The organism is Vibrio parahaemolyticus (genome assembly GCF_900460535.1).
Classification (GTDB): Bacteria; Pseudomonadota; Gammaproteobacteria; order Enterobacterales; family Vibrionaceae; genus Vibrio; species Vibrio parahaemolyticus.
Genome location: NZ_UHIL01000001.1, coordinates 2,020,896 through 2,046,903, shown reverse-complemented (window position 1 = coordinate 2,046,903; position 26,008 = coordinate 2,020,896). Strand labels below are relative to the sequence as shown.

Sequence of the window (26,008 nt, the reverse complement as noted above, 5' to 3'; positions counted from 1 at the left end):
ATATCCGTGTTGATAATTTTGTACATGGTTTGTAGGGTGAATGTTAAATAAATCGAACACGGAAATATCATGTCAGGAACACGCAAACCCATCATTGGTGTGGTTAGCTGCACTAAAGAGTTAGGTGGCTATCAGATACAAGCGGTCAACGACTTTTACTTACGCGCCGTTAAGGATTTTGGAGGGCTACCGATTATGTTAGCTCCAGAAATGTCGGGAGACGACGTAGCCACCATATTAGACATGTGTGATGGCTTCCTATTTCCTGGTAGTCATTCGAATGTTGCTCCGCATCGATACAATGCAACACATGAAGAAAGCCATAAAGATGAAGCGCGTGATGAACTATCACTGACGTTAATTCGTCACGCGGTAGACCAAAACATTCCGTGCCTTGGTATCTGTCGCGGTTTCCAAGAGATGAATGTTGCACTAGGCGGCTCATTAAACCCAGCCGTTCACGACTCAGGCTTTAATGATCATCGCGAAGCGACTGTTGAAGATTTCGAACAAAAATACGCGCCCGCTCATGCGGTATTAGTGCAAAAGCAGAGTTTGTTTGAACAATGGTTGGTACAAAATTACTGGGAAAATACCACCTTTTTTGAAGTGAACACGCTGCACAATCAAGGCGTCGATCAGCTTGCTCCTGAACTGCAAGTTGAAGCTAAAGCCCCGGATGGCCTAGTAGAAGCATTTAGTCTTCCGCAACAAAAATTTTTCGTTGGCGTGCAGTGGCACCCAGAATGGAAAGCAAAAAACAATCATTTCTCTCAAATTTTATTCAATGAATTTATGATGGCAGCCTCTCGTTAAACGTTTGGAGCTGCATGAATGGACAATCATGAGATTGGTAAAAATATTGTTCAGTTACGTAAAAAACATGGATTGTCACAAAGGGAATTAGCCGAACGCGCTGGTATTACCCACAGTGCAATCTCGTCCATTGAAAATGGCAAAGTGAGCCCGTCGGTCAGCTCACTACAAAAAATCGTCAATGTATTTTCTTTATCACTGTCGGAGTTTTTCATTTTTGAACAATCTTCGAATGATGAAGTGAAAGTGGTCTTCAAACCGTCAGATCTGGTGGAAATTGGGAGCGAGACGGTATCCATGAAACTAGTGACGAATGGCGACAAAGATCAAGTTATTGGATTCTTGATCGAAGAATACGCACCACATGGAACAACAGGTGCGGCGGAAATCAGACACGAAGGCGAAGAGGTCGGCACGATTTTAGAGGGAGAAATCACTCTAGAGTACAAAGGCCACTCCTACGTCCTCACAGCCGGCGAGTCGTACATTATTGATACGACGAAGCCACATCGATTTACGAATCACACAGACAAGGCTTGTCGATTGATAAGTGCGCATACGCCAACCACATTTTAGTGGGGGCTTGCCTTGTGTGATCACAAGGAGAGCGTATGAAAACCCAAGAGCAATGGATTGAGCTAAAAAACAATCTAAACATCGAAAACAGGGCGTACATTAACGGTGAATACAGTGCCGCTTTAACAGGGCAAACCATCCCGGTAGTTAACCCAGCTACAGACGAGATATTCACCGAAATCGCCCGTTGCCAAAGTGAAGATGTCGACCTCGCGGTATCATACGCTCGCCAAGCATTTCAATCAGGTCAGTGGAGCGAGAGCAGCCCAGCTCATCGCAAAGCAGTGCTTAAACAGTTTGCTGAGCTGATTGAGCAACACCAAGAAGAGTTAGCACTGCTAGAAACTCTTGATACTGGTAAACCTATCTCTCACAGCTTCTCGACCGATATTCCTGGCGCGGCGAGTTCTTTGCGCTGGTACGCCGAAGCGATCGACAAAGTGTACGGTGAAGTTGCCCCAACAGAAAAAGACGTACATGCCTATATTTCTCATCAGCCAATTGGCGTGGTTGCCGCGGTTGTGCCGTGGAACTTCCCACTTTGGCTCGCGTGTTGGAAGCTTGGCCCTGCTTTAGCGGCTGGTAACAGCGTGATTCTAAAACCGTCAGAAAAATCTTCTCTCACTGCGATATTCCTAGGTCAACTTGCTTCTCAAGCGGGCTTGCCAACAGGCGTTTTCCAAGTCGTGACGGGTTTTGGTCATGAAGCTGGCGACGCGTTGGCGAAACACCAAGACGTAGACTGCATCGCCTTCACAGGCTCGACGCGCATTGCAGGTCAACTGATGGTCAGCTCGGGTGAGAGCAACCTAAAGCGCGTGTTTGCAGAAGCGGGCGGCAAGAACGCGAACATCGTGTTTGAAGATTGTGATGATTTAGACCGCGCAGCAGAAGAAACCGCTGCAGGGTGTTTCTACAATCAAGGTGAGGTGTGCGTCGCGGCAACCCGCTTGCTTGTTCACGAAAGCATCAAAGAACAGTTCATAGAAAAAGTTATTCAAGCGTCGAAAGCGTTCACGCCAAAAGACCCAATGGACCCAAGTTCATCCATGGGCGCGCTTATCGATCAAGATCATAAATCAAAAGTGTTGGAATACATCTCGTTAGGTGAATCAGAAGGTGCAAACGTACGTTGTGGCGGCGATGTCGATGGGCAGGGCGCATTTGTTTTTCCAACCATTTTAGACAACGTCGACAACAAGATGCGTGTCGCCCAAGAGGAAATTTTTGGTCCAGTGCTATGTGTCATTCCATTCAAAGACGAAGCGCAAGCAATTGAGATCGCTAACGATTCGAAGTACGGCTTAGGTGCTGCACTTTGGAGTAGCAATATCAACCGCGTTCATCGCGTAGCAAAACGACTGCAAGCTGGCTCGGTTTGGGTCAACAACTACAACGAAGGTGACATGACGGTCCCATTTGGTGGATTCAAAATGAGCGGAAATGGTCGAGATAAGTCTCTCCACGCGATTGAAAAATTCACCGAAACCAAAACCACTTGGATTCGCCTACATCCTTAAGCCTGCTGACGATTACGATAAATAAAGGAATAGTTCTATGAACAAGCATACGGATTCGTTTTACGCGCACTCTGTGCCAAACATGCCGGAATACCCACAACTGCAAGACAACATCGAGTGCGATGTGTGTGTAGTCGGTGCGGGATTTTCTGGTCTTTCTTCTGCGCTGCACCTTGCAGAAAAAGGTTTTAAAGTCGTTGTGTTAGAAAGCGCAAAAGTGGGCTTTGGAGCAACTGGTCGTAACGGTGGCCAAATCGTTAACAGCTACAGCCGAGATGTCGACGTGATTGAAAGCCGTTACGACCAAAACCAAGCTAAAGCTCTGTGCGATATGATTTTTGAAGGCGGCGATATCATCCGTGGCCTGATCGACAAATACGACATCAACTGTGATTACAAGCAAGGTGGCTTGTTCACGGCACTGAACAGTAAACAACTCAAAGGGCTAGAAGAACATAAGAAGAACTGGGAGCGTTACGGAAACGACCAAATGACTCTGCTTGACGCAGGAGAGGTAGAACAAGCGGTAGGTACGAAAGTGTACACTGGCGGTTTGCTGGATATGCGCGGTGGTCATATTCACCCGCTGAAACTGGCATTAGGTGAAGCCGCTGCGTTCATTTCTCTAGGTGGTCAAATCTTTGAGCAGTCGGCGGTCGTGTCGATTGATAAAGGGATGAACCCAGTAGTTAAAACTGCGCAAGGCAGCGTGAAGAGCAAGTACGTGGTACTGGCAGGTAACGCCTACCTTGGTGGTTTGGCACCAAACATCAGCAACAAAGCGATCCCGTGCGGCACACAAGTGGTGGCGACTCAGCCTTTGAGTGATGAGCAGTTAAAACAAGTGCTAACCAGTGACTACTGCGTTGAAGACTGTAACTACTTGCTTGACTACTTCCGCTTAACCGCCGACAAGCGTTTGTTATTCGGAGGTGGCGTGGTTTATGGCGCACGTGACCCAGAAAACATTGAAGCATTGATTCGTCCGAAGATGGAGAAAGTCTTCCCACAATTGAAAGGCATCAAGATTGATTACACCTGGACGGGTAACTTCTTGCTGACTTACTCACGCATGCCGCAATTTGGCTCGTTTGCAGACAACATTTACTACCTACAAGGCTACAGCGGTCACGGTGTAACGTGTACTCACCTAGCAGGCAAGTTGCTGGCTGAAACCTTGACTGGACACGCAGAACGCTTTGACGCGTTTGCGGCTCTAAAACATTACTCCTTCCCGGGTGGCCGCCACTTCCAAATTCCGTTTACGGCAATGGGCGCGGCTTACTACAACCTACGTGACAAACTGGCGATTTAAGAGATAAGGAATATCCAATGAGCAAAGTAGTGAAATTTGCAGCCCTTCAACTGACGAAAAGCTGGGATCTGGAAGATAACTTAGCCAAAGCAAAAAAGGCGATTCGTGAAGCAGCACAAAACGGTGCGAACGTGATTCTTCCTCAAGAGCTGTTCGCCGCGCCTTACTTCTGCAAAAAACAAGAAGCGAAGTATTTCGAGCTCGCAGAAGAGACGGCAAATAGCCACCTTATTCAGGAAATGAGCGCACTGGCGAAAGAACTCGGCGTGGTTATTCCTATTAGCTACTTTGAAAAAGCGGGCAACACGTTTTTTAACTCGCTAGTGATGATAGATGCCGATGGCACGGTACTAGATAACTACCGCAAGTCACACATTCCTGACGGTCCGGGCTACAGTGAAAAGTACTACTTTAGCCCTGGCGATACCGGTTTCAAAGTGTGGCAAACCAAGTTCGGTAAGTTCGGTGCTGGCATTTGCTGGGACCAATGGTTTCCAGAGCTTGCGCGTAGCTTGGCTCTGCACGGCGCGGAAGCGATTTTCTATCCAACTGCAATCGGTTCTGAGCCTCAAGATCCAACGTTGGACTCGCGTGATCACTGGCAACGTACAATGCAAGGTCACTCGGCAGCAAACCTCGTTCCAGTAATTGCATCAAACCGAGTGGGCACTGAATTCGATGATGGCATCGAGACCACGTTCTACGGCTCTTCTTTTATCACTGACCACACTGGTGCAAAAATTGCCGAAGCACCACGTGAAGGTGAAACCATCATTTACGCAGAAATCGACCTCGCTGCGACAGCGAAAGCGCGCCACGCGTGGGGTTTGTTCCGCGACCGTCGTCCAGACCTTTACACCAGCGTTGGCAAACTAGCTGTTTAAAGAGGCGTTAAAATGAAATTATCGACAACACCAGCGCAAGATGGCTTCTATTTTCCGGCTGAGTTTCAGCCGGTTAGTGAAGTTTGGTTAGCGTGGCCAGAAAGGAAAGACAACTGGCGTGATGACGCATTACCCGCGCAAGAAACCTTTGCCAGAATCGCGAACTTAATCGCGGAAGTGACCAAGGTGTGCGTGGCGGTATGCTCGCACAACTTTGACCGAGCGCGTCAAATGCTCCACTCAGATGTACGTTTGGTGGAAATCCCATTTAACGATGCGTGGATGCGCGATATTGGACCGACCGTGCTCGTGAATCAGGCGGGTGAGCGCCGTGGGATTAGTTGGCAATTTAACGCGTGGGGCGGCGAGTACAATGGGCTTTACGATAACTGGCAGCAGGACGATCTTGTCGCTGGCTCGGTGTGCGACATCATCGGTATAGATTATTACCGCGCACCGTTTGTACTTGAAGGTGGGGCGATTCACACCGATGGTGAAGGCACCCTTTACACCACAGAAGAGTGTTTACTTAGTCCGGGGCGGAATCCGCAATTGAGCAAAGCGCAAATCGAAGAGCAGTTAAAGGCGTATCTCGGCATCGAAAAAATCATTTGGTTGCCAAATGGTTTATTCAATGACGAAACAGACGGCCATGTTGACAACCTGATGCACGTGATCGCACCGGGTAAGGTGATACTGAGTTGGACCGATGACTCAAGTGATCCGCAATACGCGTTGTCTCGTCAAGCAGAGCAAGTGCTGAAATCGCAGCACGATGCGAAAGGGCGCGAGATTGAAATTGTCCGTTTGCCACTACCGGGTCCGTTGCATTATAGCGAGCGCGAAGCCAATGGCATTGACGCCAGTTCAGGAATGAGTCGACAAGCTGGCGAACGTCTAAGTGCCTCTTATGCGAACTTTCTTATCGTCAACGGACATGTGTTCTTACCGATGTTGGATGAAGACACCGACGCCATTGCGATCGATATTTTGCAAAACGCGATGCCGGAATACCAAATCATCGCGATACCGTCGAGAGAGGTTCTACTCGGCGGAGGGAACATTCACTGCATTACGCAGCAGATCCCCGCTTAAACACAAGCTCGCCGCTGACTCAGCGGTAATGATGAGTTGTCAAAAGGAATGACCATGCAACAGATACAAAACCAAAGCCTTGTTTCGTTTATGGTAGCGAACCCACAACAGGGCATTGCAGTGACTAATCCGGCGACCGGAGAGCTTCTTGGGTACGCACCAGTCTCAACTGAGAACGATATTTTAAATAGCATTGAACGTGCCCATGTCGCGCAGAAAGAATGGGCGGCACTGCCAGCAAAAACGCGCGCTGGTATGCTCAATCGTTGGTTCCAACTCCTGCTAGAAAACAAAGCCGACCTTGGCCGTTTGATGACGTTGGAGCAAGGTAAGCCGCTGGCTGAAGCTCAAGGTGAAGTGCTTTACGGCGCGAGCTTTATCGAATGGTTTGCTGAAGAAGCGAAACGTATCTACGGTGAGACGATTCCTGCGCCAAGTGCAGACAAGCGTTTGGTGACCATCAAACAGCCAATTGGTGTTGCCTGTGCGATTACACCTTGGAACTTCCCAATTGCGATGATCACGCGCAAAGCAGGGCCAGCTTTAGCGGCAGGCTGTAGCTTTGTCGTAAAGCCATCTGAGTCCACGCCGTTGTCTGCTTTTGCGGTTGCAGAGCTCGCCTACCAAGTAGGCATCCCGCGCGATGTGCTGCAAGTGGTTCTGGGTGAAAACTCGCGTCAGGTAGGTGCTATCTTCACTTCACACCCGTTGATTCGTAAGTTGTCTTTCACTGGCTCTACTCAAGTCGGTAGCGTGCTGATGCAGCAAAGCGCGGCTGACATCAAACGTACCTCAATGGAGTTAGGTGGCAACGCGCCGTTTATCGTATTCGATGATGCGGATATTGATGCAGCTGTGGCAGGCGCGATGGCGTCGAAATTCCGTAACGCAGGTCAAACGTGTGTGTGTGCGAACCGTTTCTACGTACACAGCAAAGTGTATGACGAGTTCGTTGCTAAGTTCGACGCTGCGGTTCAGCAGCTCAACGTCGGTAACGGCTTAGAAGAGGGCGTAAACATCGGTCCTGTGATCAGCGAATCGGCAAAGCAAGGCATTCAAGCGCTTATCGACGGTGCTATTGAACAAGGTGCTAAGCCAGTTACAGAACTTAAAAAGCTGGATGGTCTATTTATGCAGCCAGTGGTTCTCAAAGACGTTACTCATGACATGAAGATTGTCTCCGAGGAAATCTTTGGCCCTGTCGCGCCAGTGATTCGCTTTGACAGTGACGCACAGCTGATCGAAATGGCGAACGACACCATTTACGGTCTTGCGTCGTACTTCTACAGCCAAAACATCCACCGTGTTTGGAAAATCGCAGAAGCGCTCGAATACGGCATGGTCGGCATTAACGAAGGCATGATTTCTACTGAAGTCGCTCCTTTCGGTGGTGTTAAGCAGTCCGGCATCGGACGCGAAGGAGCAAAACAAGGTATCGATGAATATATGGACGTGAAATATCTCTGCTTTGGCGGCAACTAATTAAGGACAAAACAATGACAAACCAACAACTGCACGAAAGAAGAAGCCAAGTTATCGCTCAAGGCATGGGCGCACTGTACCCACTTTACGTAGAGAAAGCAGAAAACGCTTACGTATGGGATATCGAAGGTAACAAATACATCGACTTTGCAGCGGGCATTGCGGTGACCAATACCGGGCATTCTCACAAGCGCATTAGCGAAGCGGTAAAAGCTCAGCTGGATAACTTCTCGCACACGTGTGCGATGGTTACGCCGTATGCGTCATTCGTTGAGCTGGCTGAAAAGCTGACAGAACTTGCACCAGGTGAGACTAAGAAGAAAGCGATCTTTCTAACCACTGGCGCCGAGGCGGTCGAAAACGCCGTGAAAGTAGCGCGCGCTCATACTGGTCGTAGCGGCGTGATAGCGTTCAAAGGCGGCTTTCACGGTCGCACAAATATGACGATGGGGTTAACTGGTAAAGTTGCGCCGTACAAAGCGGGCTTTGGTCCTTTCCCGAACGAAATCTACCACGCGCCGTACCCAAATGCGTTCCACGGCATCAGTGTGGAGCAAAGCTTACAAGCGATCGACGATCTATTTGCTTGCGATATCGAACCTTCACGCGTTGCGGCGATCATCTTCGAGCCAGTGCAAGGTGAGGGCGGCTTCTACAAAGCACCGGAAGCGTTTGCACAAGGCTTGCGTCAGCTGTGTGATAAGCACGGTATCATGCTGATTGCCGATGAAATCCAAACAGGGTTTGCTCGTACCGGTAAAATGTTTGCCACAGAATACCTAGGCATTGAACCAGACCTAATGACAATGGCGAAAGGCATTGCCGGTGGTTTCCCAATCTCAGCGGTGGTGGGGAAAGCGGATGTGATGGACTCTGCACTACCCGGTGGTTTAGGTGGTACATATGCGGGTTCGCCACTTGGTTGTGTTGCTGGTCTTGAAGTGCTGAAAATCATCGAAGAAGAAGATTTGTGTGCTAAAGCGATAGGCATCGGTGAAGTGGTCAATGCTCGTATGACGAAACTGCAACAGTCAGTACCTGCTATCGGTGAAATCCGCACTACTGGTGCAATGATGGCGATTGAGTTTACTGACCCAGAATCAGGCAAACCACTGCAAGAGATGACCAAAGCGGTGATTTCTAAAGCGCAAGAAAACGGCCTTATCCTGCTTTCTTGTGGAGTAAAAGCGAACGTGATTCGCTTGTTGCCGCCGCTGACCATTGAGCCTGAAGTGCTTAGTGAAGGCTTAGATAAGTTGGAAAAAGTGATTCTTGAAGTGGCGTAATTCACGCGCTTTTAAATAGCAATAACAAGTAAAGGAAACGGTTGGCACCAATCGTTTCCTTTTTGTTTTTGGAAAATCGTCTTTCGCTTGTCTAAACGTCCTGTTTAAGTTGTAAGCGGAATCGATAAAAAAGTGTGTATCGACTCGAAAAACGTTTGCGATTCCAAGAATATCGGGTGAATTGGTAACTCGAAAAAATTACATTTGAATCAATGGTCTATGCAGTACCAATAGTAACTTACCACTCACCATTAAGGACTCAAATGAAACGTTCACTACTTGGATTAACCATGATTGCCTCTTTCAGCTGTTTGGCTGAGGGCGCTTTGGATCTCACCACGCTTTCAAACAATAATACCGACAACCTCGTATGGGTTGGACATTTGAGCCCAGACACCGATAGTGCCGTTTCCGTTATCCTTGCGTCACACATCTACGGCGGAGAAGCAGCGCTAACAGGCGAAGCGAACCCAGAAAGTAAGTTTGTGTTTGAATTTTGTGGCATGGACGCGCCAAAAGTGAAGGCGGATTTCTCTTCTCACCACATTGGTTTGGTGGATTTCAACCAATCGACTCAACTTGCAAAATCGGTTGATCCAACTTCCATCGTGGCAATCATCGACCACCACGCGATGGGCAGTTCGCCAATCAGCATGCCGCAAATCGTCACGATGGACATTCGTGCTTGGGGTTCTGCAGCAACAATTCTTACGGCAAATGCCGAGAAGTTAAACGTTAAACTGCCTAAGAATATTGCGTGTGCAGGTTTAGGGGCTATTTTGTCGGACACGGTTGTGTTCCAATCTTCGACTACCACTGAATATGACAAACAGTACGCGCAAAAGCTGGCGGACATTGCAGGCATCAAAGACATCAAAGGTTTTGGTGAACAAATGTTGTTGGCGAAATCGGATCTGAGCCATTTCTCAGCAGAGACGATTTTGACGATGGACTACAAGAACTTTGAATTCGCGGGTAAAAAGGTAGGCATCGGCGTAGCAGAAACGCTCAATGCGCAGCAGTTGATTGACCGCAAACAGGACTTCAACGAAGCCATTCAAGCGTATAAGAAAGCTCAGAATCTTGATTACTTGTTCTTCTCGATCACAGATACCAAGCACAAACGTGCAAACATGCTTTGGGCGGATGACGCAGATAAGAAAGTGCTATCAAAAGCTTTTGATGTGAAAATTGACAATGACATGTTGGTATTGGATGGCGTGACGTCTCGCAAGCGTCAAATTGGTCCTGCAATTCAACAAGCGATTGAATCACTCTAGTGACTAAGCCACACTGAAAATAATGAAAAAACCACCGTTAAAGGTGGTTTTTTCGTTTTTGGCAAGACAGAGTCGGAAATTTAGATTCAACGCAAAAGAGCAGAAGAAAACAGTCTCCCGCTTGCGATAAGCCATTGCGTATATAATAAAGGTCAATTGCTATCATTATTAGCTCATAATCTCATGCGAGAGAGTTGTAAAAGCCAATGTGCAGCAGTAGTCTCAGCAAATAATTGCCGCTCAATCACTTATTCTTTGCGATTGAGAGTCCATCCCCACTTTTCCACTTATTAAAGTGAGATAGTGAACCAGCTTACTGAAAATTGTTCGTGGCAGAACATTAGGAGGAGTTTTGGCTAATAAGACAATAAGAAATGCCATATTAATAGGGCTAGTCCCCATCATTATTTTTGCTGTCGCTTTTAATGCTTTGTCAAATTTATATGTTGGGCATATCAAAGAGGCGAAAATCGAAACGTTGGTTGAATACTTAAATCAAAGATCCACGTTTTTAGAGAGTGCCATTACCAAACAGATCGCCCAGCTCGACTTCAACTGTCAATCTGATGATATGAAAGTGTTGCGTGATCCTCGTTACTACAACCGCTACATTCGGTTTATTGGCATGACCACGGAAGATGGCGACTCGTGTTCAAGCATAGGGATGCCTGTCTCCAAAATTACGTCATCCAAACGGGTTCCAGTAGATACCAACTTCTATGTTTCCTTGATTTTGCCGGAATACAAAGACCAAGCAGAATGGATGGTAATTTATGACAATCAGCACGTTGAGGTGTTTTGGGTTCTCGATAACAGTTGGGTAAAACAGCTTATTGCTGAGCCGTGTGAAGAGTGCTTATTCGTAAAATTTGAATATCACGAACCTATGTTTGGTGACCTTTCAATCAGTCGCGGCATGCCTAACATTATTGATGAAGACAATGCGCTATCGAGCGAGTTTTTCTTCTCTGACGAATCTCAGGCCAACATGCTCATCAAGATTTACAGCGGTGAAGCCTTGGCTGCGTACGCGAATCAGCGTCTTTTCGTGTGGGGTGTGCCCGCTACTTTGATTCTTGGGATTGTGTTTGCGCTGTTTTATATCTCAAGTAAAAGCCTAAGAAAGTCTATCAAAGGGCTGATTCAAAACGGTATCAATAACGGCGAATTTATCCCTTACTATCAAGCTATTGTGGATAGCAGAGATGGCCAAACTGTAGGTTATGAAGCGTTGGTGCGTTGGTCAAGACGCGATGGTTTGGTGCCACCTAATATGTTTATTGGCGCTGCAGAAGAGAGCGGATTGATTGTTCCGATGACGAACCAGATGATTCGCAAAATCATCCAAGACCTTGAGTCACTGCCTGAGTCGATTTGGGTGAGTGTCAATATTGTCTCTTCTCATTTAGAAACCGGTTCGCTAACCAAACTTCTAGCAGATTTGAATTGGCCGTGTGCAAACCGAATTCATTTTGAGCTAACAGAAAGAATTCCGGTTAAAGACGTAGAAGCCGCGAAAAAAGAGATTCTCTACCTCACCAACAAAGGTTACAAGTTCAAAATTGATGACTTTGGAACAGGGTATGGTGGCTTTTCTTACTTGCAGGACTTGGGTATTCGCTGCTTGAAAGTGGACAAAATGTTCGTTGATCCAATTGGCTCAGACGACCAAAAACTCAAAGTATTGGATTCTATTGTGTCTGCGGCGATGAAAGCGGAATGTGAAATGATTGCCGAAGGTGTAGAAAACAGAAAACAGATTGAGTATTTGGCTACGCACAATATCTATTTGATCCAAGGTTATGTGTACGCAAAGCCAGAGCCAATCGAGAATATTGCTGAACCAAATCTGGAGGCGTAACTTCTGTTCGTTGATTTTAAAGGTGTCCAATGTGGCACCTTTTTTCTTGCCTATTGTTTACCAGAAAATAGGGAAGTCATTAAAAGTGACTCCCAACTTTAAATCGAAAACTTGAGCTGATTTTTATATCACGATGAGACGATTTTGATATTCGGCATATTGTCGAACTAAGCACTTCCCATTACATTTTTTGCCATCTCATAGATGGTCGTCGAAGTAAATAAACAGAATGTAATTTCTAAATTTATGTATTGTGAGAATCACGATGAGTGAACATGAGTTCGTGTGCTCGTTTGACGAGCAATTAGCGATGGCCAAAAGTGAATTAATTTCAGCAATTACCCGTTATCGAGAAAACATATTGATGAGAGATACTAAAAACAGAGCAGAGTTGGAGGTTGAATTAGAGAAAAAGTTTCATACATACGAAGCGCTAACCAGTCAGCGGTATTGCTGAGTTGTTTGTATTCATAATTTGAATTTTTAATGTTGTCTAATAATAAAAGTTTGAATGTTTGACTCTATGATAAGCAAAAATACTTTTAATAAGATCGCAATGCTATTACTCGTCACGAGTTTGTTTGGTTGTAATAGCGACAGTGGAAGCAGCACTAGCCAACCACCAATGAGCTTGCCAGAAGAAGTATTACCTGACGAGCCAGAAATTGAAGCGCCAATACCGGAACTGCCAGTGCCTGAGTTTCCTGATATTTCCAAACCGGAAGTTCCTGAAACGCCAGAGGTGACGCCGCCGGAGCCTTCTGAACCCGTTATTCCGGAGCCGCCAGTACCAGACAAAGTGGTGTCTCGTATTGCACTAAACCAAAGCCGTGTGTCGCTTGCAGAGGGTGAGCTGGCGCAGGTGAAAGTCATCGGCTTTTATAACGATGGCACTCAAGACGACCTTACATCACAAGTTGTTTGGAACGTTGAAAATGCTGACATTGTTAACATCGACGAACGCGGTGTGATTACAGCGCTTAAAACAGGTGTTTCGGTCATTCGCGCAGACCTAGATGAGTTCAGTAGCGAAATGACCGTACAGGTTGTGGACGCGAAGTTGACCAACATTTACTTCGATCTGCCACATAAGGCGATTGCCAAAGGGCTAAGCTTTCAAGCGAAAGCTTACGGTGAATATACTGACAAACAAACCCGTGATATTAGCCATCTCGTAGAGTGGGATTCCACAGATTGTAGCGTTGTCATGCCAGGCACAAATGGCATTTTCACCGCACAAGATGAGGGTGACGCGGATATCTATGCCGAACTTGATGGCTTAACCAGTACGCATGGTTCTATTACTGTCACGCCTGCGGTATTAGTGAGTATGGACATTTCGTCAACCGCACTGGAAATGCCGTTGGGCACACATAAGCCTTTGGTGGTCATGGGAACGTTGAGCGATGGTGAACAAGTCGACCTCACCCGAGGTATCACTTGGCACGTCGATAACGATGTGGTTGAGATTGTCGACAACGTTGTGAAAGCCAAACATAAAGGAACAGCGTTGGTGACGGCTGCGTTAGATGGTGTGCAAAGCGAGCCAATACAAGTGCAGGTAACCGATGCAATCCTAACAAATATTGAAGTGACAACGAATGCGTCGAGCGTGGCAAAAGGCAACTCGACCCAGCTGTCTGCACAAGGAGTTTATAGCGATGAAAGCCGCGTTGAGTTGACCGAACAGGTTGCTTGGTGGGTTGATAATCAAGATGTCCTACAACTAGAAGGCGCTCGCGTTAAAGGTCTTGCGGTAGGGCAGGCAATGGTTTACGCCACCAAAGATGCGATCACCAGTGCACCATTGCAAATTCAAGTAACGAATGCGGTGTTAGAAAAAATCCATGTTCATCCTAGTGAAATCACTCTAGAGGAAAAGAACGTCCAGCGATTTTATGCCTACGGTGAATATAGCGATGAAACCACTCAGGATGTAACGCATCGAGTGACATGGCGAAGCAGTAATAAAGCGGTTTTAGATTTGATTGCTGGTGGGCTCTCAAATAGTGCTCAGCTTGGTTCGGTCAGCATTTCAGCTTCCCTTGGGGAGTTAAAAGGCACCTCTGAGGTCAAGGTTGTTGAGGCGGAAGAAAAAGAGTCTGCCATCTCTATTTGCCCACAGCCTCGTTCAGGAGAAGGAAGCGCGGAAGCGTGTTTGATGGTAGCGAGTGATGAAGATGGTCGCCTATTTACCGCACCACCATCAGTGAAGCTCATGAACAAACTAGGCTATGAGCTTGTTAAACCTTTGAGCTACGACGCGACAAAACCGAAAACTTACGTTGGCATCAAAACGGAAGACGGTACACGCGGCCCTGTGGGTGACTTTGCGATGTTCAACCAATACGGACGTGATCGTGCAGGCTTAACCAGCCAATACGCAAACTGGTGTCATGATTTGTCTGTAAGAAACTTTGCTGGCCGTGACAACTGGCGCCGTGCCACACGCAATGAGTTGTTTAGCTTGTATCGTGCATCACGAGGCAGTGTTTGGGACGGGACTGAAAGTATCTATGAAGAAGACAAAGATGGCGGAGGTTTTGGTTGGCCAGCGAGTTCGGAGTATTGGTCTACCTCTCTAATGGATTTACCGCATCACGAGGGCGTCGTGTATGACATCATTAACCTGCATCGAGGTCGAGCGCAGTTGGTGATGGATGCCCGAGACCCGGCTTATGCTTCCTGCGTGTCTGACGCGCCTGGCGTTCCTCTTAAGTAATTGAAAGTTAGTGAAAGTAAGTGAATAGGCTCCTTCGGGAGCTTATTTTTATCTCATCAGCATCGCTTGACTTCACTTATTAGCCGCGTAGCATCGATGTATGTCAATATTATGTGCAAAGGAAGGCCATATGACCGTCAAGGTATTTTGGAAAAACCCTTACCAAACAGAACTCACCTCCACGGTAACTCGAATTTCGGACAATGAAGTCGAGTTATCCCACACTATTTTTTATGCTGAATCCGGCGGACAAGAGAGCGATGCAGGTACGATCGACGGGATTCCTGTCGTCGGTGCAATTAAGTCTGGCTCACGCATTGTTTACACTCTAAAACGTCAACCCACGTTTCGAGTTGGCGACCAAGTGATCACTCAAATTGACTGGCAAAGGCGTTATGCGTTGATGAAGCTCCACTTTGCGGCGGAAGTCATACTTGAACTGTTCACGCAAAAATTTGCAAACATTCAGAAGGTTGGCGCACATATCTCCGCAGATAAAAGCCGAATTGATTTTGAATGGCCTGAAAGCATCACGCCACTGCTGGCGGAGTTTCAACAACAAGCTCAGGCAGTTATCGATTCGGACGCTGAGATTGAGAGCGCATTCTCTGATGAAGGCCAAGAAAGGCGCTATTGGAAAGTGGAAGGCTTCGCTCAAGTGCCTTGCGGTGGTACACATCTTAAACGCACCTCTGAAGTCGGCCGCATTGCCTTAAAACGTAAAAACGTTGGTAAAGGAAAAGAAAGAGTCGAAATTACGCTGGTTAACTAACCGATTTCAGTGTTCAGTATTTCTGAACGCTGATTAAAAAATATCAAATTGACTCTCTGACCGCGAGAACTAACATTCACGCACTTTGTTCATATCGTTTCAAGATAGCGTTGACACTCATTTTGGAAATGTAAATGAAGGCTTTGATTGAGGTTCTTGACGGGCAGGTGCAACACTGTCCGATAAATCAAAAGTTTGATATTAGCTCGACGGATTTTTACATTGTCTTAAACCATAACTGTGCTTTGGAGTTATGTGATTCCAAAGGCATTAAACAGTTTATTGAACCACCTTGTTTGGTCGCTATTGGCGCGGATTTCAAAGGGCAAATCGCCATCAATTCGTTCGTAGAAAATGCCAATATTTCGGGTTTCAGACTGGCTGCGTGTTTCATTGAAAAACTCAATCAACAGTTGAACTTCCGCGAGCTTTGCGATGGCGTGTTCTCGGGGAATGTGGCGGTGAGTTTCACTTTACGTCCGGGAATCGTGGATATTTACTCGGCATTAAAAGCAATGGTGAAAAAGGGCTGTGGTAACCGTTCAAATGATGAATTGCTCGATATCAACAGCATGCTTTTGTATTTGTTGATGCACTTTGAGCAGAGCGCCAGTCAGGCAGAAACTCGTTCATATTCTTCGTTGTCTTCACGTATTCGCGCGCTTATTTCTAAAGATCTAACGAAGCCGTGGACGCTCAAAGAAATTGCGAAACTGGTTTACATGAGTGAGTCGACGGTAAAAAGAAAGTTGAACAAGGAAGGGACGACGTTTACTGACGTGCTGCAGGCTGCACGACTAGATACAGCACAAAAAATGGTGTGCAATAGCGATGCGAGTGTCAGTGCAATAGCTGAGCTATGTGGTTTTAAGCATGCCTCTTATTTTGGTGCCTGTTTCAGAAAAGAATATGGTGTCACACCGCTTGCTTATCGAAAACAAGCCCAGCTCAGAGCGAATTGAATAACAAAACGCCCGATACAAAATCGGGCGTTCTCTTGAATATGATGGGGGATGATTACTTAAACCGTTATTACTTCTTTTCTTGCGCGCAACGACGTTAAAATTTGAGGCAGTAAAGACATCACAATCATGCCCACCATCAAGCTGTATTGGAGTGGAGTAAAGTTTTCACCCAACAGCAATAACCCAGAGACGATCCCTGCAATCGGGTTGGCAATGCCACCAAACGTAAAGTCGACCACAGACATGCGTTGCAACAACCACACATACATGCCGTAGCCTAGCGCGGTGTTGAGCACAATGACCCACAGCAGCCCTAGTGTGTTGGTCATATCGATATTCTGTACGGCATGCACATAAGGCTGCGGATTGATGGTAGCTAACACAGCCGCGGCGATAGACAGCAATACACCACCCAAAATCAACTGCCACGTGAGTACCGTCCACCAATGCATTTTTGTGCCGAGTGATTTGGTTACGCTACTGCCAATCACGATGCACATGATGGCCGCCAGCATCGCCCCTAAACCGATAGGGTTGAGCGAGATTGAGCTTGGATCGAACAAGAACCACGCTAACGCAATCAATACTGCGCCGCTAATGCCTTGTATTGCGCTAGGCTGACGTTTGTAAGCCGCCCAACCAAACAGCATGGCAAAGACGGGGACAGAAATCATGCCGACACCGGAAATTGCAGAAGGTAGGGTCAACGCCATCACAAAAATGAGGCCAAAGAAGAAAGCGATGTTAATCGTGCCCAATACCAATAACACTTTCCATTCGTGCTTTTTAGGCAGCGAAGGTTTGATTGCCAGTAGCAGTAGTCCGGCTGGCAGTGCCCGCAGCGCTCCCAGCAACACAGGCGGCCAGTCTGGAAGAGTGAACTGCGTAACGGCATAAGTTGTGCCCCAGAAAAATGCGGGGATCATTGCGAGTAATATGTTCATGTAAAATATCTTTACGTTGAGATAATTAATTGTAAAGGTACGCGCTAGATTGCTTTTTGTAAAGTATCTTTATGTTAAAATAAATCGTCAGACCGAATTCGTATTGGAGAAAGAAAACTCGTGGACGCAATTGATAGAGTAGTAACGCAGTGGGCGAAGGAAAAACCAGATCTTGATACCGAACCAATGGCTATCATGGGTAGGCTAATGCGCATTGCTAAGCATATGGAGTGTCGAGTCGCTGATCTGCACAAACAATATGACCTGAAAATGGGCGAATTTGATGTGTTAGCCACGCTGCGCCGTGCCGGAGCGCCTTACCGTCTCACCCCATCAGAGTTGATTGCGTCGATGATGCTCACGTCCGGAGCGATGACCAACCGCTTAGACAAGCTAGAAAAGAAAGGCTTTATTGCCAGAGAGCACAGTAAAGAAGACCGACGCAGTGTTACTGTTGAGCTAACGGCTGAAGGTTTGGCATTGATTGAGTCGTTGATCCAAGAGCATGTGGATGTACAACATAGTTTGATTAGTGGATTGTCGGCGGATGAAAAGTCACAAGTGAATCAGGCGTTAAAGTTACTACTGCCTCAATTTGAATAGCGAATCTCGTTGCAAAAAAACAAGGAATGAGCATGAATATCAAAGAATTGGAATCGTATTTAGAGACATTTATGTGCGCCGAAAGTGACTTCCCTTTCGGCCCTGACGCACTTGTGTTCATAGTAAAAGGCAAAATGTTCGCGATAATCGCGGAGCGTGGTGGTCGAGAATACGTCAGTGTTAAAGTGAAACCGGAAGATGGAGAAGTGCTAACGTCCCAGTTTACCGACATCACACCGGGCTACCACCTTAACAAACGCCATTGGGTCACAGTGTATTTCAATGGTGATGCCGAAGATGGTCTCATTCAAGACTTGTGCGAGCGCTCCTACGATTTGGTTGTAGCGAAACTGCCCAAAGCGCAACGTACATTGCTTGGACACTGAAGCCAAATAGCATTTCAGGAAAGCGTTTAGGCAATAACGAAAACCATCAATTGCTCGCTGAAAAACTCGCACCTTTTTTGAGCTCGGACTATATAAAAAGAAGTTGCGTAAAAAGGGAAGTGATATGCGAGCACTATCTGACTGGTTAGAAGCCTACGGTGAAAGCCATCAAAACCCAATCAATCAAAAAATTCACAAAGTTGCCGTACCGGGTATTTATCTTTCTGTGGTAGGGCTTATTTGGTCCATTCCTCAACTTTCAATCTTAGGTTTTCAGCTCAACTGGGTTTGGTTCGCTGTCATTCCGGTTTGGGTCTTTTACTTCCGTTTATCTCTCAGTGTGTTCATGATGATGCTCGGTTACACGTTAGCGTGCATTGGTTTGATTTGGTCGTTGGAGATTCTACAGCTACCCGTCTTACACATTTCTATGCTGTTGTTTGGCGCTTTGTGGATTCTTCAGTTCATTGGGCACAAAATCGAGGGCAAAAAGCCATCCTTTTTTGAGGACCTACAGTTCTTATTAATCGGCCCAATCTGGGTGTTTCGAAAGCACTAAATGCGCAAGCTGAGTGTATTGCTACAACACGATTAAGATTTTGAGTGTAGTATTCGGCTCCTTTCGAAGTTTATGTAGTAGAGGCGAGTGGTGAGTGACGCGCATTTCCAAGGGCAGTTTGAAGTCGAGTTAAAGTATCGAGTAAAAAATCATGATGCATTTTTAAACACGCTCAAACAGATTGAGCATGAAGTCATGTTCGAAAACAACCAAGAGTCAGATTGGTTTTACGATACCCCACAACGCACGCTGACTCAGCAGGGGAAGAGTTTAGTGCTCAGAGAAATTCGGCCTGCCGGCATCAAACTGTGGATTGTAAAAGGGCCAGAAGCTGACCGTTGTGAAGCAACAAATATCACTAAGTTAGATTCTGCTCAAAGTATGCTCGAAAACATGGGCTACGAAGTGATTCAACGCAGCAAGAAAATCAGAAGTATCTTCTTTGTCGGCGAGTTCCATATCACCTTAGATTTTCTCGATGGTTTTGGTCACTTTGCGGAGTTCGCTATTATGACCGACGACGAAACAGCATTGGCTCGCTATCGCGAGCGGTTAGTCGCACTTGCGCAGCAGTTTCATCTGAGCGAAGCGGATAGAGAGCATCGCTCATACAAAGAGATTTTATCAGCATAGTCGCTATTTCTTTCCTTTCTAAAACGCGAAGCGAATTCTTCTCAAAACACAATGTCATTTTTGTGTTCTTCTCATTGGTTTGACAGGCAACTCCTAGTAAACAGCACTATGATTACCATAGTGCTGATGCACTGAACCCACACTATCATTTAATGAGTGACGCTGTCACTTTGTGGAGGAGTAATGTATAACCGAGAACATAAGTATGTTTATTGGCGAGAGGAGAGAAAGAAAGGAAAATGGCACTACATCATGAAATCGTTTTTTATGATTTGTTGTGCGTTGTTGGTGGGTAAAATTATCGGTTTGTTCATCTTTGGAGAGCTTCACACTTTTCAGGACGTGACGGAGCAGTTTCCGGCAGATTTCTTCATCATGATGTTAGTTGGTTTCCCGATTAGTGTTGTGGGCTGGTATCACGAAGAGTCCAAGTTCTTCCGTGCTCTAAAACGTAAAGATAAGCAGCTAAAGATGAAGCGAGAAAAAGCAAAGCAAAACAATTCATCAGTGAGTTAATTTCATTTTGTGCGATGGCGCAACTTCCTGTTTTTCGTGCAGTAATCCGCAAGGTTTTCATGATTTTTTGCAAATTTTGTTCATGCAAGGTCTGCTAGTTTCTACAAGACATACTCCGGTCAGTCACTGTGATTGGTTATTGTAAGACCGAAGGTAATAGAACGTTAAATGAGATGGATACATGGACCGACAATCAATGCTGCATAGTCAGAAGATTTATTTTTGTACTGACGAAGAACTCGCAAAACAGCAAACGCAATGCCTAGAGATTCTCTATGACTACAACCAAACGCGACCTTCAGAGGGCGAAAAACGTGGTGAAATCCTTCAGCGTTTACTTGGGTCTGTGGGCGATAACTGTTATTTAGAGCCACCGCTTCGAGCAAACTGGGGGCGTCACACTTATCTGGGTGATAATGTGTACGCCAACTTCAATCTTACACTTGTCGATGACACCTATATTTATATCGGCAATTCCGTGATGATTGGCCCGAATGTGACGATTGCGACAGCAGGACATCCTATAGAGCCAGATTTACGTCGGGAAGTTGCTCAGTTCAATATTCCTGTTCATATCGAAGACAATGTTTGGATTGGCGCAAACTCAGTGGTGTTACCGGGTGTGACGATTGGTGAAAACTCGGTTATTGGTGCAGGGAGCGTTGTGACTAAAGATATTCCAAGTAATGTCGTTGCGGTGGGGAACCCTTGTCGTGTGCTACGTGAAATCGGCGAGCATGACCGAGAGTTTTACTTCAAGGATCGTAAAGTCGAGGGCAATGTCTATAGCGACCAAGAAGAGGCTTAACGCTGGGCACATGAAGCGATAGATAGAAACAAGAAAAGGCAGATGGACCATCCAATCTGCCTTTGTTTGTATTGAGTAGCTAAAAGACGAAATTCAACATTACCGTGTAGAGGTTGGCATTGGTATCGGCTGGTGGGAGAGAAAACGCGCCGGAGTCGTTGTTGAAGGCTTTAAAGTGTTGCCATTCGGCATTCACTGACACGTTGTAATCCACGTCAAACCTTAACCCTGTAAGGACGCTGTCACCGGTCTTCTTTTCGTTGTCGTCAAACTGCTGGCCATAAACCACGTAAGGGGTGAACTTGTTTAGGTTGTAGCTGGTAGCGGCGTACCACGAGGTCGAGATATCGCTGGTTTGTCCTTCGGCTGTGACGGTTATACGGTCAAACTCATATTTTGCACCCAGTGAAAACAGCTGGATGTGTTGGTCTTCATCTTTCAGCCGTATTGTTCCCGCTGCGCTGCCTTGGCCAGGTATGGGCTGCATGGCGTTAGAAAGTACGGTGGTTTGATCGTACTCGGCATTCAAATACGCAAAGTTCCAACGGTAGTTATCACCGCTTAACGTCAAGTTAAGCCCTGCTGAATAGTTGGTGTCTATACTAATGTCCGTATCTTCACTGATGGTAACGTCGCTGCTGTAACCGTAGCCCACAAACGGCATTGCAGTGATCATCACATTCTCATTCAGGTCGTAATTCCACCTAAAGGATAGGCCATCATACGCCGTGATCCCGAGAATGCTGTCATACACTTCGTTCGGCGGTCTGGCGGTGGTAAACGCTTGTCCCACATAGTTGTATTCAGAAATAAGGAATACAGGCAAACGCAATCGACCACCACGAATTTCGACGTTGTTATAGGTGTAAGCGAGGTAAGCCCATTCTACTTTGGGTTCACTCCAATGATCTTGCGGTCGCTTGACGACTTGAACAGAAGCACGAAAAGCTTGATAGAAGTAATCAAGTTGGAGACCGAACGTAGTGTCGCAATCGAAACAGCTGTCATCATCAATAAATCGATTCACGAGCAATGAAGTTTCGTTGTCGGACTGAGCCCAAGCAATGGAGCCAAACCCGCTAAGCGATAAGTTATCGGTCAGTTCTACTGTTGCTAAGCTCGGAAAAGCGACACTGCTAATAAGTACTGCGAGGAGCGATCTCTTCATTTCATTTCTCCGAACTGACGACATAAAGAACATGAGCATCCGACGGCAACGAGTCGACGGGGGCATAGCCAATGCGATTAGGTTGTTCCCGCATCCAAGCTAACAAGATTTCAATACTGGGTTGATCAATTACTTTGGGTGGACGCGCCTTGCCTGAAAACGAAAGGCTGGCCCAATGCGCATTCATTTGAGCCAAGTTTTTATTAAGCAGGTAGCGATAGAACTCCGTTCGTTCAACGGACGTCTCTGGCCAATCAGAGAGTTCAATTCGTTGGCCTTGTAATAGTCTGGTTTTGCCTCGGTAGAGCTTCCTCGCTTTATTAATGGTCAACGCGTCAAACTGAGCGTTAAGTGAGAAAATGGCGTAACTTTCTGCGGCAAATGCCTGATGGCTCCAAGGCAACGAAAATATAAGCAGCAAACAAGCGGAGGCCAGTAGTCGCAGCGCTCGTTGATTATGAGGGGGGAGAATCATGCTCATGTGTGGCTCGCCTATATTACGTTTTCGATTTGATGCAACAGTTTCTCCTTTCTCACTGGTTTTGGCACATAAGCGTCCATTCCAGAGTCAAAACAGCGTTGAATATCGTCGTCGACCACACTGGCTGTTAGCGCGATGATCGGCGTTTTTTCGAGTCCTAAGCTTGCTTCATAAGCGCGGATCTGTTTCGTTGCTTCGAAACCATCCATCACTGGCATCATGCAGTCCATTAAAATGATGTCGAAGCCACCATCGCGCTGGAACATCTCCACTGCGATCTGGCCATTTTCCGCGACTTCAAATTGATAGCCAGCCTTGCTTAACAGTAAAGAAGCAACTTTTTGATTCACTCGGTTATCTTCCACCAATAAAATCCGTTCACGTCGCATTGGCGCAGCACTTAACGTCTCACCAACGCGTTGTTTAAATTCGGGTTCTTCAAAAGCGGACAAGCTTGATTGGTTGAGCTTTGTCGATGCAGTTACGGGAAGTCGCAACCCAACGGCTTTATCAAGTTTCTCTTTGAGCAAATCCGCCTTAAACGGTTTTGGTACGTAGTCGTCCATGCCGACGTCAAAACACTTTTGAATATCGTCATCAACAACGCTTGCTGTTAACGCGATGATAGGAATGCGGAACGTTCGATTTTCTTTCTGCTCTATTTGTCGGATTTGTTTAGTTGCCTCAAACCCATCCATCACCGGCATCATGCAGTCCATCAAAATCAGACAGTATTGGGATGTCCTGAACATGTCGACCGCTTCCTCACCATTCGCAGCGACATCAAAACTAAAACCTGCTTTGGTGACATGCAACCCTGCAATTTTTTGGTTCACAGTATTGTCGTCTACAACGAGCACTTTGGGTAATTTTTCAAGTCGGGTTGCAGGCTGAACGACGGAAATAGATTGAGTAAATCGTTCAGCACAGCTTTCAAGCGCTTTGAGTAGACGTTGTCCTAGCAAAGGTTGAGTAATGATCGCTGCGACACGGTGACCGAAATCAAGCTGTTGGCTGTGTAGATGTTTGATTAGGCAAACTTGCACATGTTGATGTTCCAAATTTCGCATCAAATCTGTGTTCTTCACTGCGGCATCTGGCGTCGTTTCAACATAAAGAATGATGATGCGTTCTTTGTCGTTAATCCATGTCGGAAGAGCACTAAGATCATGAACAGATTGATGCACTTGAATTTGATAGAAGCTCAACTCATTGCGCAGTTTTGTTTCTAGGTCACTGTCGTCACAGACGAGCCAGATTTGGTTATTCACGGTATGTCGAGCACGAAAATGGGCTTGAGAAATCGGCGCTGTGAGTTGGAAGTAGAAACGGCTTCCGCGGCCTTTTTCAGATTCAAGTTGTATGCTTCCGCCCATGAGTTCGACAAGTTGCGTACTGATGGCAAGACCTAAACCTGTTCCTCCAAATTGGCGGGTGGTGGAATCGTCCTCCTGAGCGAATGGTGCGAAGATTCGTTTCTGTTGCTGCTCATCGATGCCGATACCTGAGTCTTGCACGGAAAACTCGATGATGGCTTCCGATTCAGTACTTTCAAGCGTGGTAATCGAAAGCTCTACACTGCCTCGTTCCGTAAATTTAACGGCATTGGACATGAAGTTCATGATCACCTGACGCAAGCGGTGATCGTCAATGACGATGTGATAAGGCGTGTTCGGGCTAATGCTGACGGTTAATTCGATGCCTTTCTCTTTTGCTTTTGGGGACACGATTGAGGCGATGTCATAAATTGATTCTCGCACGCAGGTTGAATGAGGACTTATCAGCAACATGCCGGACTCAATTTTGGAAAAATCTAACACGTCGTTAATCAGGCTGAGCAGCAATTGGGAAGACGTCTCTATTGTGTCGACGTAATCTCGCTGTGTAGCGGTCAACGGGGTGTCTGCCAGCACTTCAGAAATACCTATTACACCGTTGAGCGGAGTACGAATCTCGTGCGACATGTTCGCTAGGAAGCTACTTTTCGCTTTGCTGGCTTCAATCGCGTCGTCTTTGGCGCGCTCGGCATCTTCTTTGGCTTTGGTGAGTTTCTGCTTTGCTTGTTCTCTCTCATGACTGAGTTTTTCCACTTCTTGAGCAAACTTGCTTAACTCATCTTTGCCTTTGATGAGCTCAGAAAGTGGTGAGTCTTCGCTGTAATTTTCGCGGCTTAAAAACTCAAGAACAAGATGCAGGTTGTTGGTCACTTTACGCACCAAGCGAATGGTTAAGCTGATAACAAGAATCGTCACCAACGACATGAGAACAATGAATACCAACCGCTGTTGCGTGGTTGCTTTAATGGTTTGTGCGAGCTTCGTTTGCAGCTCATGTTCCATCGTATCGTCGATGTCATGAAGTAGCGCCAGCCGCGTGTTCAGCGCAGCAAGTCCAGCTCCCGTTTTAAGAGGAGATAACGCTTGTAGTTCCTCTTGGTTAAGTAACTGATCACGAAATTCTTGGCTAGTTTGAAATACCTTGTTGCTAAAGGTTTCTATCAGCAACTGGACTTGGTTCTGGTTGGCATTGAGCGCGACGAAGCGCTCTACAAGCAGTTGTTGGTTTTGAATCAGAGACTGAATCTCATCACGAACAGCGTCGTCGTAATGAAGACGCTTATTGGCTGAATAAATGAGATATTCACTCAATCGACGCTCTTCCGTCGACCAAAACATTAACCATTCCAATTGCATTAAGGAGGAAAGATGGCGATCGGTTTCGTAACTGACGTTACTAAAATAGACCTTGTCGAGATTAAGTAGGATTTGCTCAAAAGTATCTGCTCGCCATTCTGCAATATCTAGTTTTTCTTCGATAACGATTGCTGTGAACATCGAGAGGCTGGCTTCTTCAAAACTCGCAAGTAGAGGCAAAACCTCAGAATTGTCGCCAAAAACGCGGGGGGTCGTTTCTTTTAGTTCTTGAATGAGCTGCGCTGTTTTGTCAGCTTTATTCGGGATGGATGGGTTATTGGGTAAATTAAACAGGTAAGAGACTTTGTCGATGTAAACAGAGAATAATTGAGCTTTTTGTAAATCTTGAGCTTGAGTCGAAAGATTATGAACGTGTTGTCCCGCCAGAAAAAACAACAAAATGATTGGCAGTAAGACAAGGCCAAACAGTTTGTGTTTAACTGACAGGTTATTCCACGAAAAAATTCCGACCACAGCGCATTTCCATATCCAAAGGGTTGATATGAAAAGTGTAGTTTATCTATTTGGGTTGTTAGCGCTGTGAGTGCAATCGGGTTTAAAAGGGGATAAAAATGTGACGTGTTTTGCAGAAAGCTTCTCATAACGCCAAGCAAGAAGCAGAGCGTCATGAGCTTTTCATGCC

Annotated in this window: 23 protein-coding genes; 19 read left to right on the top strand and 4 right to left on the bottom strand. The window is 46.3% G+C overall.

Annotated features, from left to right (window positions below; all coding sequences use genetic code 11):
- Positions 1–69: 69 nt before the first annotated feature.
- From DYB02_RS09990 to DYB02_RS09920, 13 genes are all read left to right on the top strand, one after another.
- A complete protein-coding gene (locus DYB02_RS09990; protein WP_029804626.1) occupies positions 70–816 on the top strand; it encodes a gamma-glutamyl-gamma-aminobutyrate hydrolase family protein in 747 nt (248 codons plus the stop codon).
- Between the two features lie 18 nt (positions 817–834).
- Positions 835–1,392, top strand: a complete 558-nt coding sequence (puuR, locus tag DYB02_RS09985; protein WP_005464588.1) for an HTH-type transcriptional regulator PuuR — start codon at positions 835–837, stop codon at positions 1,390–1,392.
- Between the two features lie 35 nt (positions 1,393–1,427).
- Positions 1,428–2,912, top strand: coding sequence for an aldehyde dehydrogenase (locus DYB02_RS09980; RefSeq protein ID WP_029804627.1), 1,485 nt, complete (start codon positions 1,428–1,430; stop codon positions 2,910–2,912).
- 37 nt (positions 2,913–2,949) lie between these two features.
- Positions 2,950–4,227: an NAD(P)/FAD-dependent oxidoreductase gene (locus tag DYB02_RS09975; protein WP_029795336.1), complete on the top strand. Its 1,278-nt coding sequence runs from the start codon at positions 2,950–2,952 to the stop codon at positions 4,225–4,227.
- A gap of 17 nt (positions 4,228–4,244) precedes the next feature.
- Positions 4,245–5,111, top strand: coding sequence for an N-carbamoylputrescine amidase (gene aguB, locus DYB02_RS09970; RefSeq protein WP_029804628.1), 867 nt, complete (start codon positions 4,245–4,247; stop codon positions 5,109–5,111).
- A 12-nt stretch (positions 5,112–5,123) separates the two neighbouring features.
- Complete coding sequence (gene aguA / locus DYB02_RS09965) at positions 5,124–6,206, top strand: agmatine deiminase (RefSeq protein WP_029804629.1); 1,083 nt, start codon at positions 5,124–5,126, stop codon at positions 6,204–6,206.
- Positions 6,207–6,260: 54 nt separating this feature from the next.
- Positions 6,261–7,688 carry an NAD-dependent succinate-semialdehyde dehydrogenase gene (locus tag DYB02_RS09960; protein ID WP_029804630.1) on the top strand — a complete coding sequence of 476 codons (1,428 nt, stop codon included), beginning with the start codon at positions 6,261–6,263 and terminating at the stop codon, positions 7,686–7,688.
- A 14-nt stretch (positions 7,689–7,702) separates the two neighbouring features.
- Positions 7,703–8,974 (top strand): 4-aminobutyrate--2-oxoglutarate transaminase, encoded by a 1,272-nt coding sequence (gene gabT / locus DYB02_RS09955; RefSeq protein ID WP_029804631.1) that lies wholly within the window; start codon positions 7,703–7,705, stop codon positions 8,972–8,974.
- Positions 8,975–9,237: 263 nt separating this feature from the next.
- Positions 9,238–10,254 carry a manganese-dependent inorganic pyrophosphatase gene (locus DYB02_RS09950; RefSeq protein WP_005477846.1) on the top strand — a complete coding sequence of 339 codons (1,017 nt, stop codon included), beginning with the start codon at positions 9,238–9,240 and terminating at the stop codon, positions 10,252–10,254.
- A 352-nt stretch (positions 10,255–10,606) separates the two neighbouring features.
- Positions 10,607–12,115, top strand: coding sequence for an EAL domain-containing protein (locus DYB02_RS09940; RefSeq protein ID WP_029804632.1), 1,509 nt, complete (start codon positions 10,607–10,609; stop codon positions 12,113–12,115).
- A gap of 556 nt (positions 12,116–12,671) precedes the next feature.
- On the top strand, positions 12,672–14,837 hold the full coding sequence (locus DYB02_RS09930) for an Ig-like domain-containing protein (protein WP_029804633.1): 2,166 nt from the start codon (positions 12,672–12,674) through the stop codon (positions 14,835–14,837).
- Between the two features lie 130 nt (positions 14,838–14,967).
- Positions 14,968–15,609 (top strand): alanine--tRNA ligase-related protein, encoded by a 642-nt coding sequence (locus DYB02_RS09925; RefSeq protein ID WP_029804634.1) that lies wholly within the window; start codon positions 14,968–14,970, stop codon positions 15,607–15,609.
- Between the two features lie 134 nt (positions 15,610–15,743).
- On the top strand, positions 15,744–16,571 hold the full coding sequence (locus DYB02_RS09920) for a helix-turn-helix transcriptional regulator (protein WP_025540620.1): 828 nt from the start codon (positions 15,744–15,746) through the stop codon (positions 16,569–16,571).
- 59 nt (positions 16,572–16,630) lie between these two features.
- On the opposite strand, the gene DYB02_RS09915 is transcribed toward DYB02_RS09920, so the two are convergent.
- The gene (locus DYB02_RS09915; RefSeq protein WP_029805131.1) at positions 16,631–17,518 is read right to left on the bottom strand and encodes a DMT family transporter; all 888 of its coding nucleotides are present in this window, start codon (positions 17,516–17,518) and stop codon (positions 16,631–16,633) included.
- Positions 17,519–17,638: 120 nt separating this feature from the next.
- Here DYB02_RS09915 and DYB02_RS09910 point away from each other — a divergent pair, with 120 nt between their 5' ends.
- The 6 genes from DYB02_RS09910 to DYB02_RS09885 all read left to right on the top strand — a co-directional run bounded on the left by DYB02_RS09910 (position 17,639) and on the right by DYB02_RS09885 (position 21,023).
- On the top strand, positions 17,639–18,121 hold the full coding sequence (locus DYB02_RS09910; protein WP_023623467.1) for a MarR family winged helix-turn-helix transcriptional regulator: 483 nt from the start codon (positions 17,639–17,641) through the stop codon (positions 18,119–18,121).
- Between the two features lie 32 nt (positions 18,122–18,153).
- Positions 18,154–18,507: an MmcQ/YjbR family DNA-binding protein gene (locus tag DYB02_RS09905; RefSeq protein ID WP_025578004.1), complete on the top strand. Its 354-nt coding sequence runs from the start codon at positions 18,154–18,156 to the stop codon at positions 18,505–18,507.
- 124 nt (positions 18,508–18,631) lie between these two features.
- Positions 18,632–19,066 (top strand): Mpo1 family 2-hydroxy fatty acid dioxygenase, encoded by a 435-nt coding sequence (locus tag DYB02_RS09900; RefSeq protein WP_005477866.1) that lies wholly within the window; start codon positions 18,632–18,634, stop codon positions 19,064–19,066.
- An 87-nt stretch (positions 19,067–19,153) separates the two neighbouring features.
- Entirely contained in the window at positions 19,154–19,699 is a 546-nt protein-coding gene (cyaB, locus tag DYB02_RS09895; protein ID WP_025578003.1) for a class IV adenylate cyclase, read from the top strand.
- Between the two features lie 183 nt (positions 19,700–19,882).
- Complete coding sequence (locus tag DYB02_RS09890) at positions 19,883–20,215, top strand: hypothetical protein (RefSeq protein ID WP_005464576.1); 333 nt, start codon at positions 19,883–19,885, stop codon at positions 20,213–20,215.
- Between the two features lie 181 nt (positions 20,216–20,396).
- Positions 20,397–21,023: a sugar O-acetyltransferase gene (locus DYB02_RS09885; RefSeq protein ID WP_025508940.1), complete on the top strand. Its 627-nt coding sequence runs from the start codon at positions 20,397–20,399 to the stop codon at positions 21,021–21,023.
- A gap of 79 nt (positions 21,024–21,102) precedes the next feature.
- Here DYB02_RS09885 and DYB02_RS09880 read toward each other — a convergent pair whose 3' ends face one another.
- Genes DYB02_RS09880 through DYB02_RS09870 form a run of 3 tightly spaced genes read right to left on the bottom strand, consistent with a single transcriptional unit; the run spans position 21,103 to position 25,839 of the window.
- Positions 21,103–22,191, bottom strand: a complete 1,089-nt coding sequence (locus DYB02_RS09880; protein WP_029805135.1) for a sulfate ABC transporter permease — start codon at positions 22,189–22,191, stop codon at positions 21,103–21,105.
- 1 nt (position 22,192) lies between these two features.
- On the bottom strand, positions 22,193–22,672 hold the full coding sequence (locus tag DYB02_RS09875) for a hypothetical protein (RefSeq protein WP_020840704.1): 480 nt from the start codon (positions 22,670–22,672) through the stop codon (positions 22,193–22,195).
- Positions 22,673–22,683: 11 nt separating this feature from the next.
- Positions 22,684–25,839 carry a response regulator gene (locus tag DYB02_RS09870; protein WP_029805137.1) on the bottom strand — a complete coding sequence of 1,052 codons (3,156 nt, stop codon included), beginning with the start codon at positions 25,837–25,839 and terminating at the stop codon, positions 22,684–22,686.
- Positions 25,840–26,008: the final 169 nt, after the last annotated feature.

Coding starts and splice junctions, on each gene's coding strand:
- DYB02_RS09990 (WP_029804626.1), top strand. CDS start 70: ATGTCAGGAACACGCAAACCCATCATTGGTGTGGTTAGCTGCACTAAA.
- puuR (WP_005464588.1), top strand. CDS start 835: ATGGACAATCATGAGATTGGTAAAAATATTGTTCAGTTACGTAAAAAA.
- DYB02_RS09980 (WP_029804627.1), top strand. CDS start 1,428: ATGAAAACCCAAGAGCAATGGATTGAGCTAAAAAACAATCTAAACATC.
- DYB02_RS09975 (WP_029795336.1), top strand. CDS start 2,950: ATGAACAAGCATACGGATTCGTTTTACGCGCACTCTGTGCCAAACATG.
- aguB (WP_029804628.1), top strand. CDS start 4,245: ATGAGCAAAGTAGTGAAATTTGCAGCCCTTCAACTGACGAAAAGCTGG.
- aguA (WP_029804629.1), top strand. CDS start 5,124: ATGAAATTATCGACAACACCAGCGCAAGATGGCTTCTATTTTCCGGCT.
- DYB02_RS09960 (WP_029804630.1), top strand. CDS start 6,261: ATGCAACAGATACAAAACCAAAGCCTTGTTTCGTTTATGGTAGCGAAC.
- gabT (WP_029804631.1), top strand. CDS start 7,703: ATGACAAACCAACAACTGCACGAAAGAAGAAGCCAAGTTATCGCTCAA.
- DYB02_RS09950 (WP_005477846.1), top strand. CDS start 9,238: ATGAAACGTTCACTACTTGGATTAACCATGATTGCCTCTTTCAGCTGT.
- DYB02_RS09930 (WP_029804633.1), top strand. CDS start 12,672: ATGCTATTACTCGTCACGAGTTTGTTTGGTTGTAATAGCGACAGTGGA.
- DYB02_RS09925 (WP_029804634.1), top strand. CDS start 14,968: ATGACCGTCAAGGTATTTTGGAAAAACCCTTACCAAACAGAACTCACC.
- DYB02_RS09920 (WP_025540620.1), top strand. CDS start 15,744: ATGAAGGCTTTGATTGAGGTTCTTGACGGGCAGGTGCAACACTGTCCG.
- DYB02_RS09915 (WP_029805131.1), bottom strand. CDS start 17,518: ATGAACATATTACTCGCAATGATCCCCGCATTTTTCTGGGGCACAACT.
- DYB02_RS09905 (WP_025578004.1), top strand. CDS start 18,154: ATGAATATCAAAGAATTGGAATCGTATTTAGAGACATTTATGTGCGCC.
- DYB02_RS09900 (WP_005477866.1), top strand. CDS start 18,632: ATGCGAGCACTATCTGACTGGTTAGAAGCCTACGGTGAAAGCCATCAA.
- DYB02_RS09890 (WP_005464576.1), top strand. CDS start 19,883: ATGTATAACCGAGAACATAAGTATGTTTATTGGCGAGAGGAGAGAAAG.
- DYB02_RS09885 (WP_025508940.1), top strand. CDS start 20,397: ATGGACCGACAATCAATGCTGCATAGTCAGAAGATTTATTTTTGTACT.
- DYB02_RS09880 (WP_029805135.1), bottom strand. CDS start 22,191: ATGAAGAGATCGCTCCTCGCAGTACTTATTAGCAGTGTCGCTTTTCCG.
- DYB02_RS09875 (WP_020840704.1), bottom strand. CDS start 22,672: ATGAGCATGATTCTCCCCCCTCATAATCAACGAGCGCTGCGACTACTG.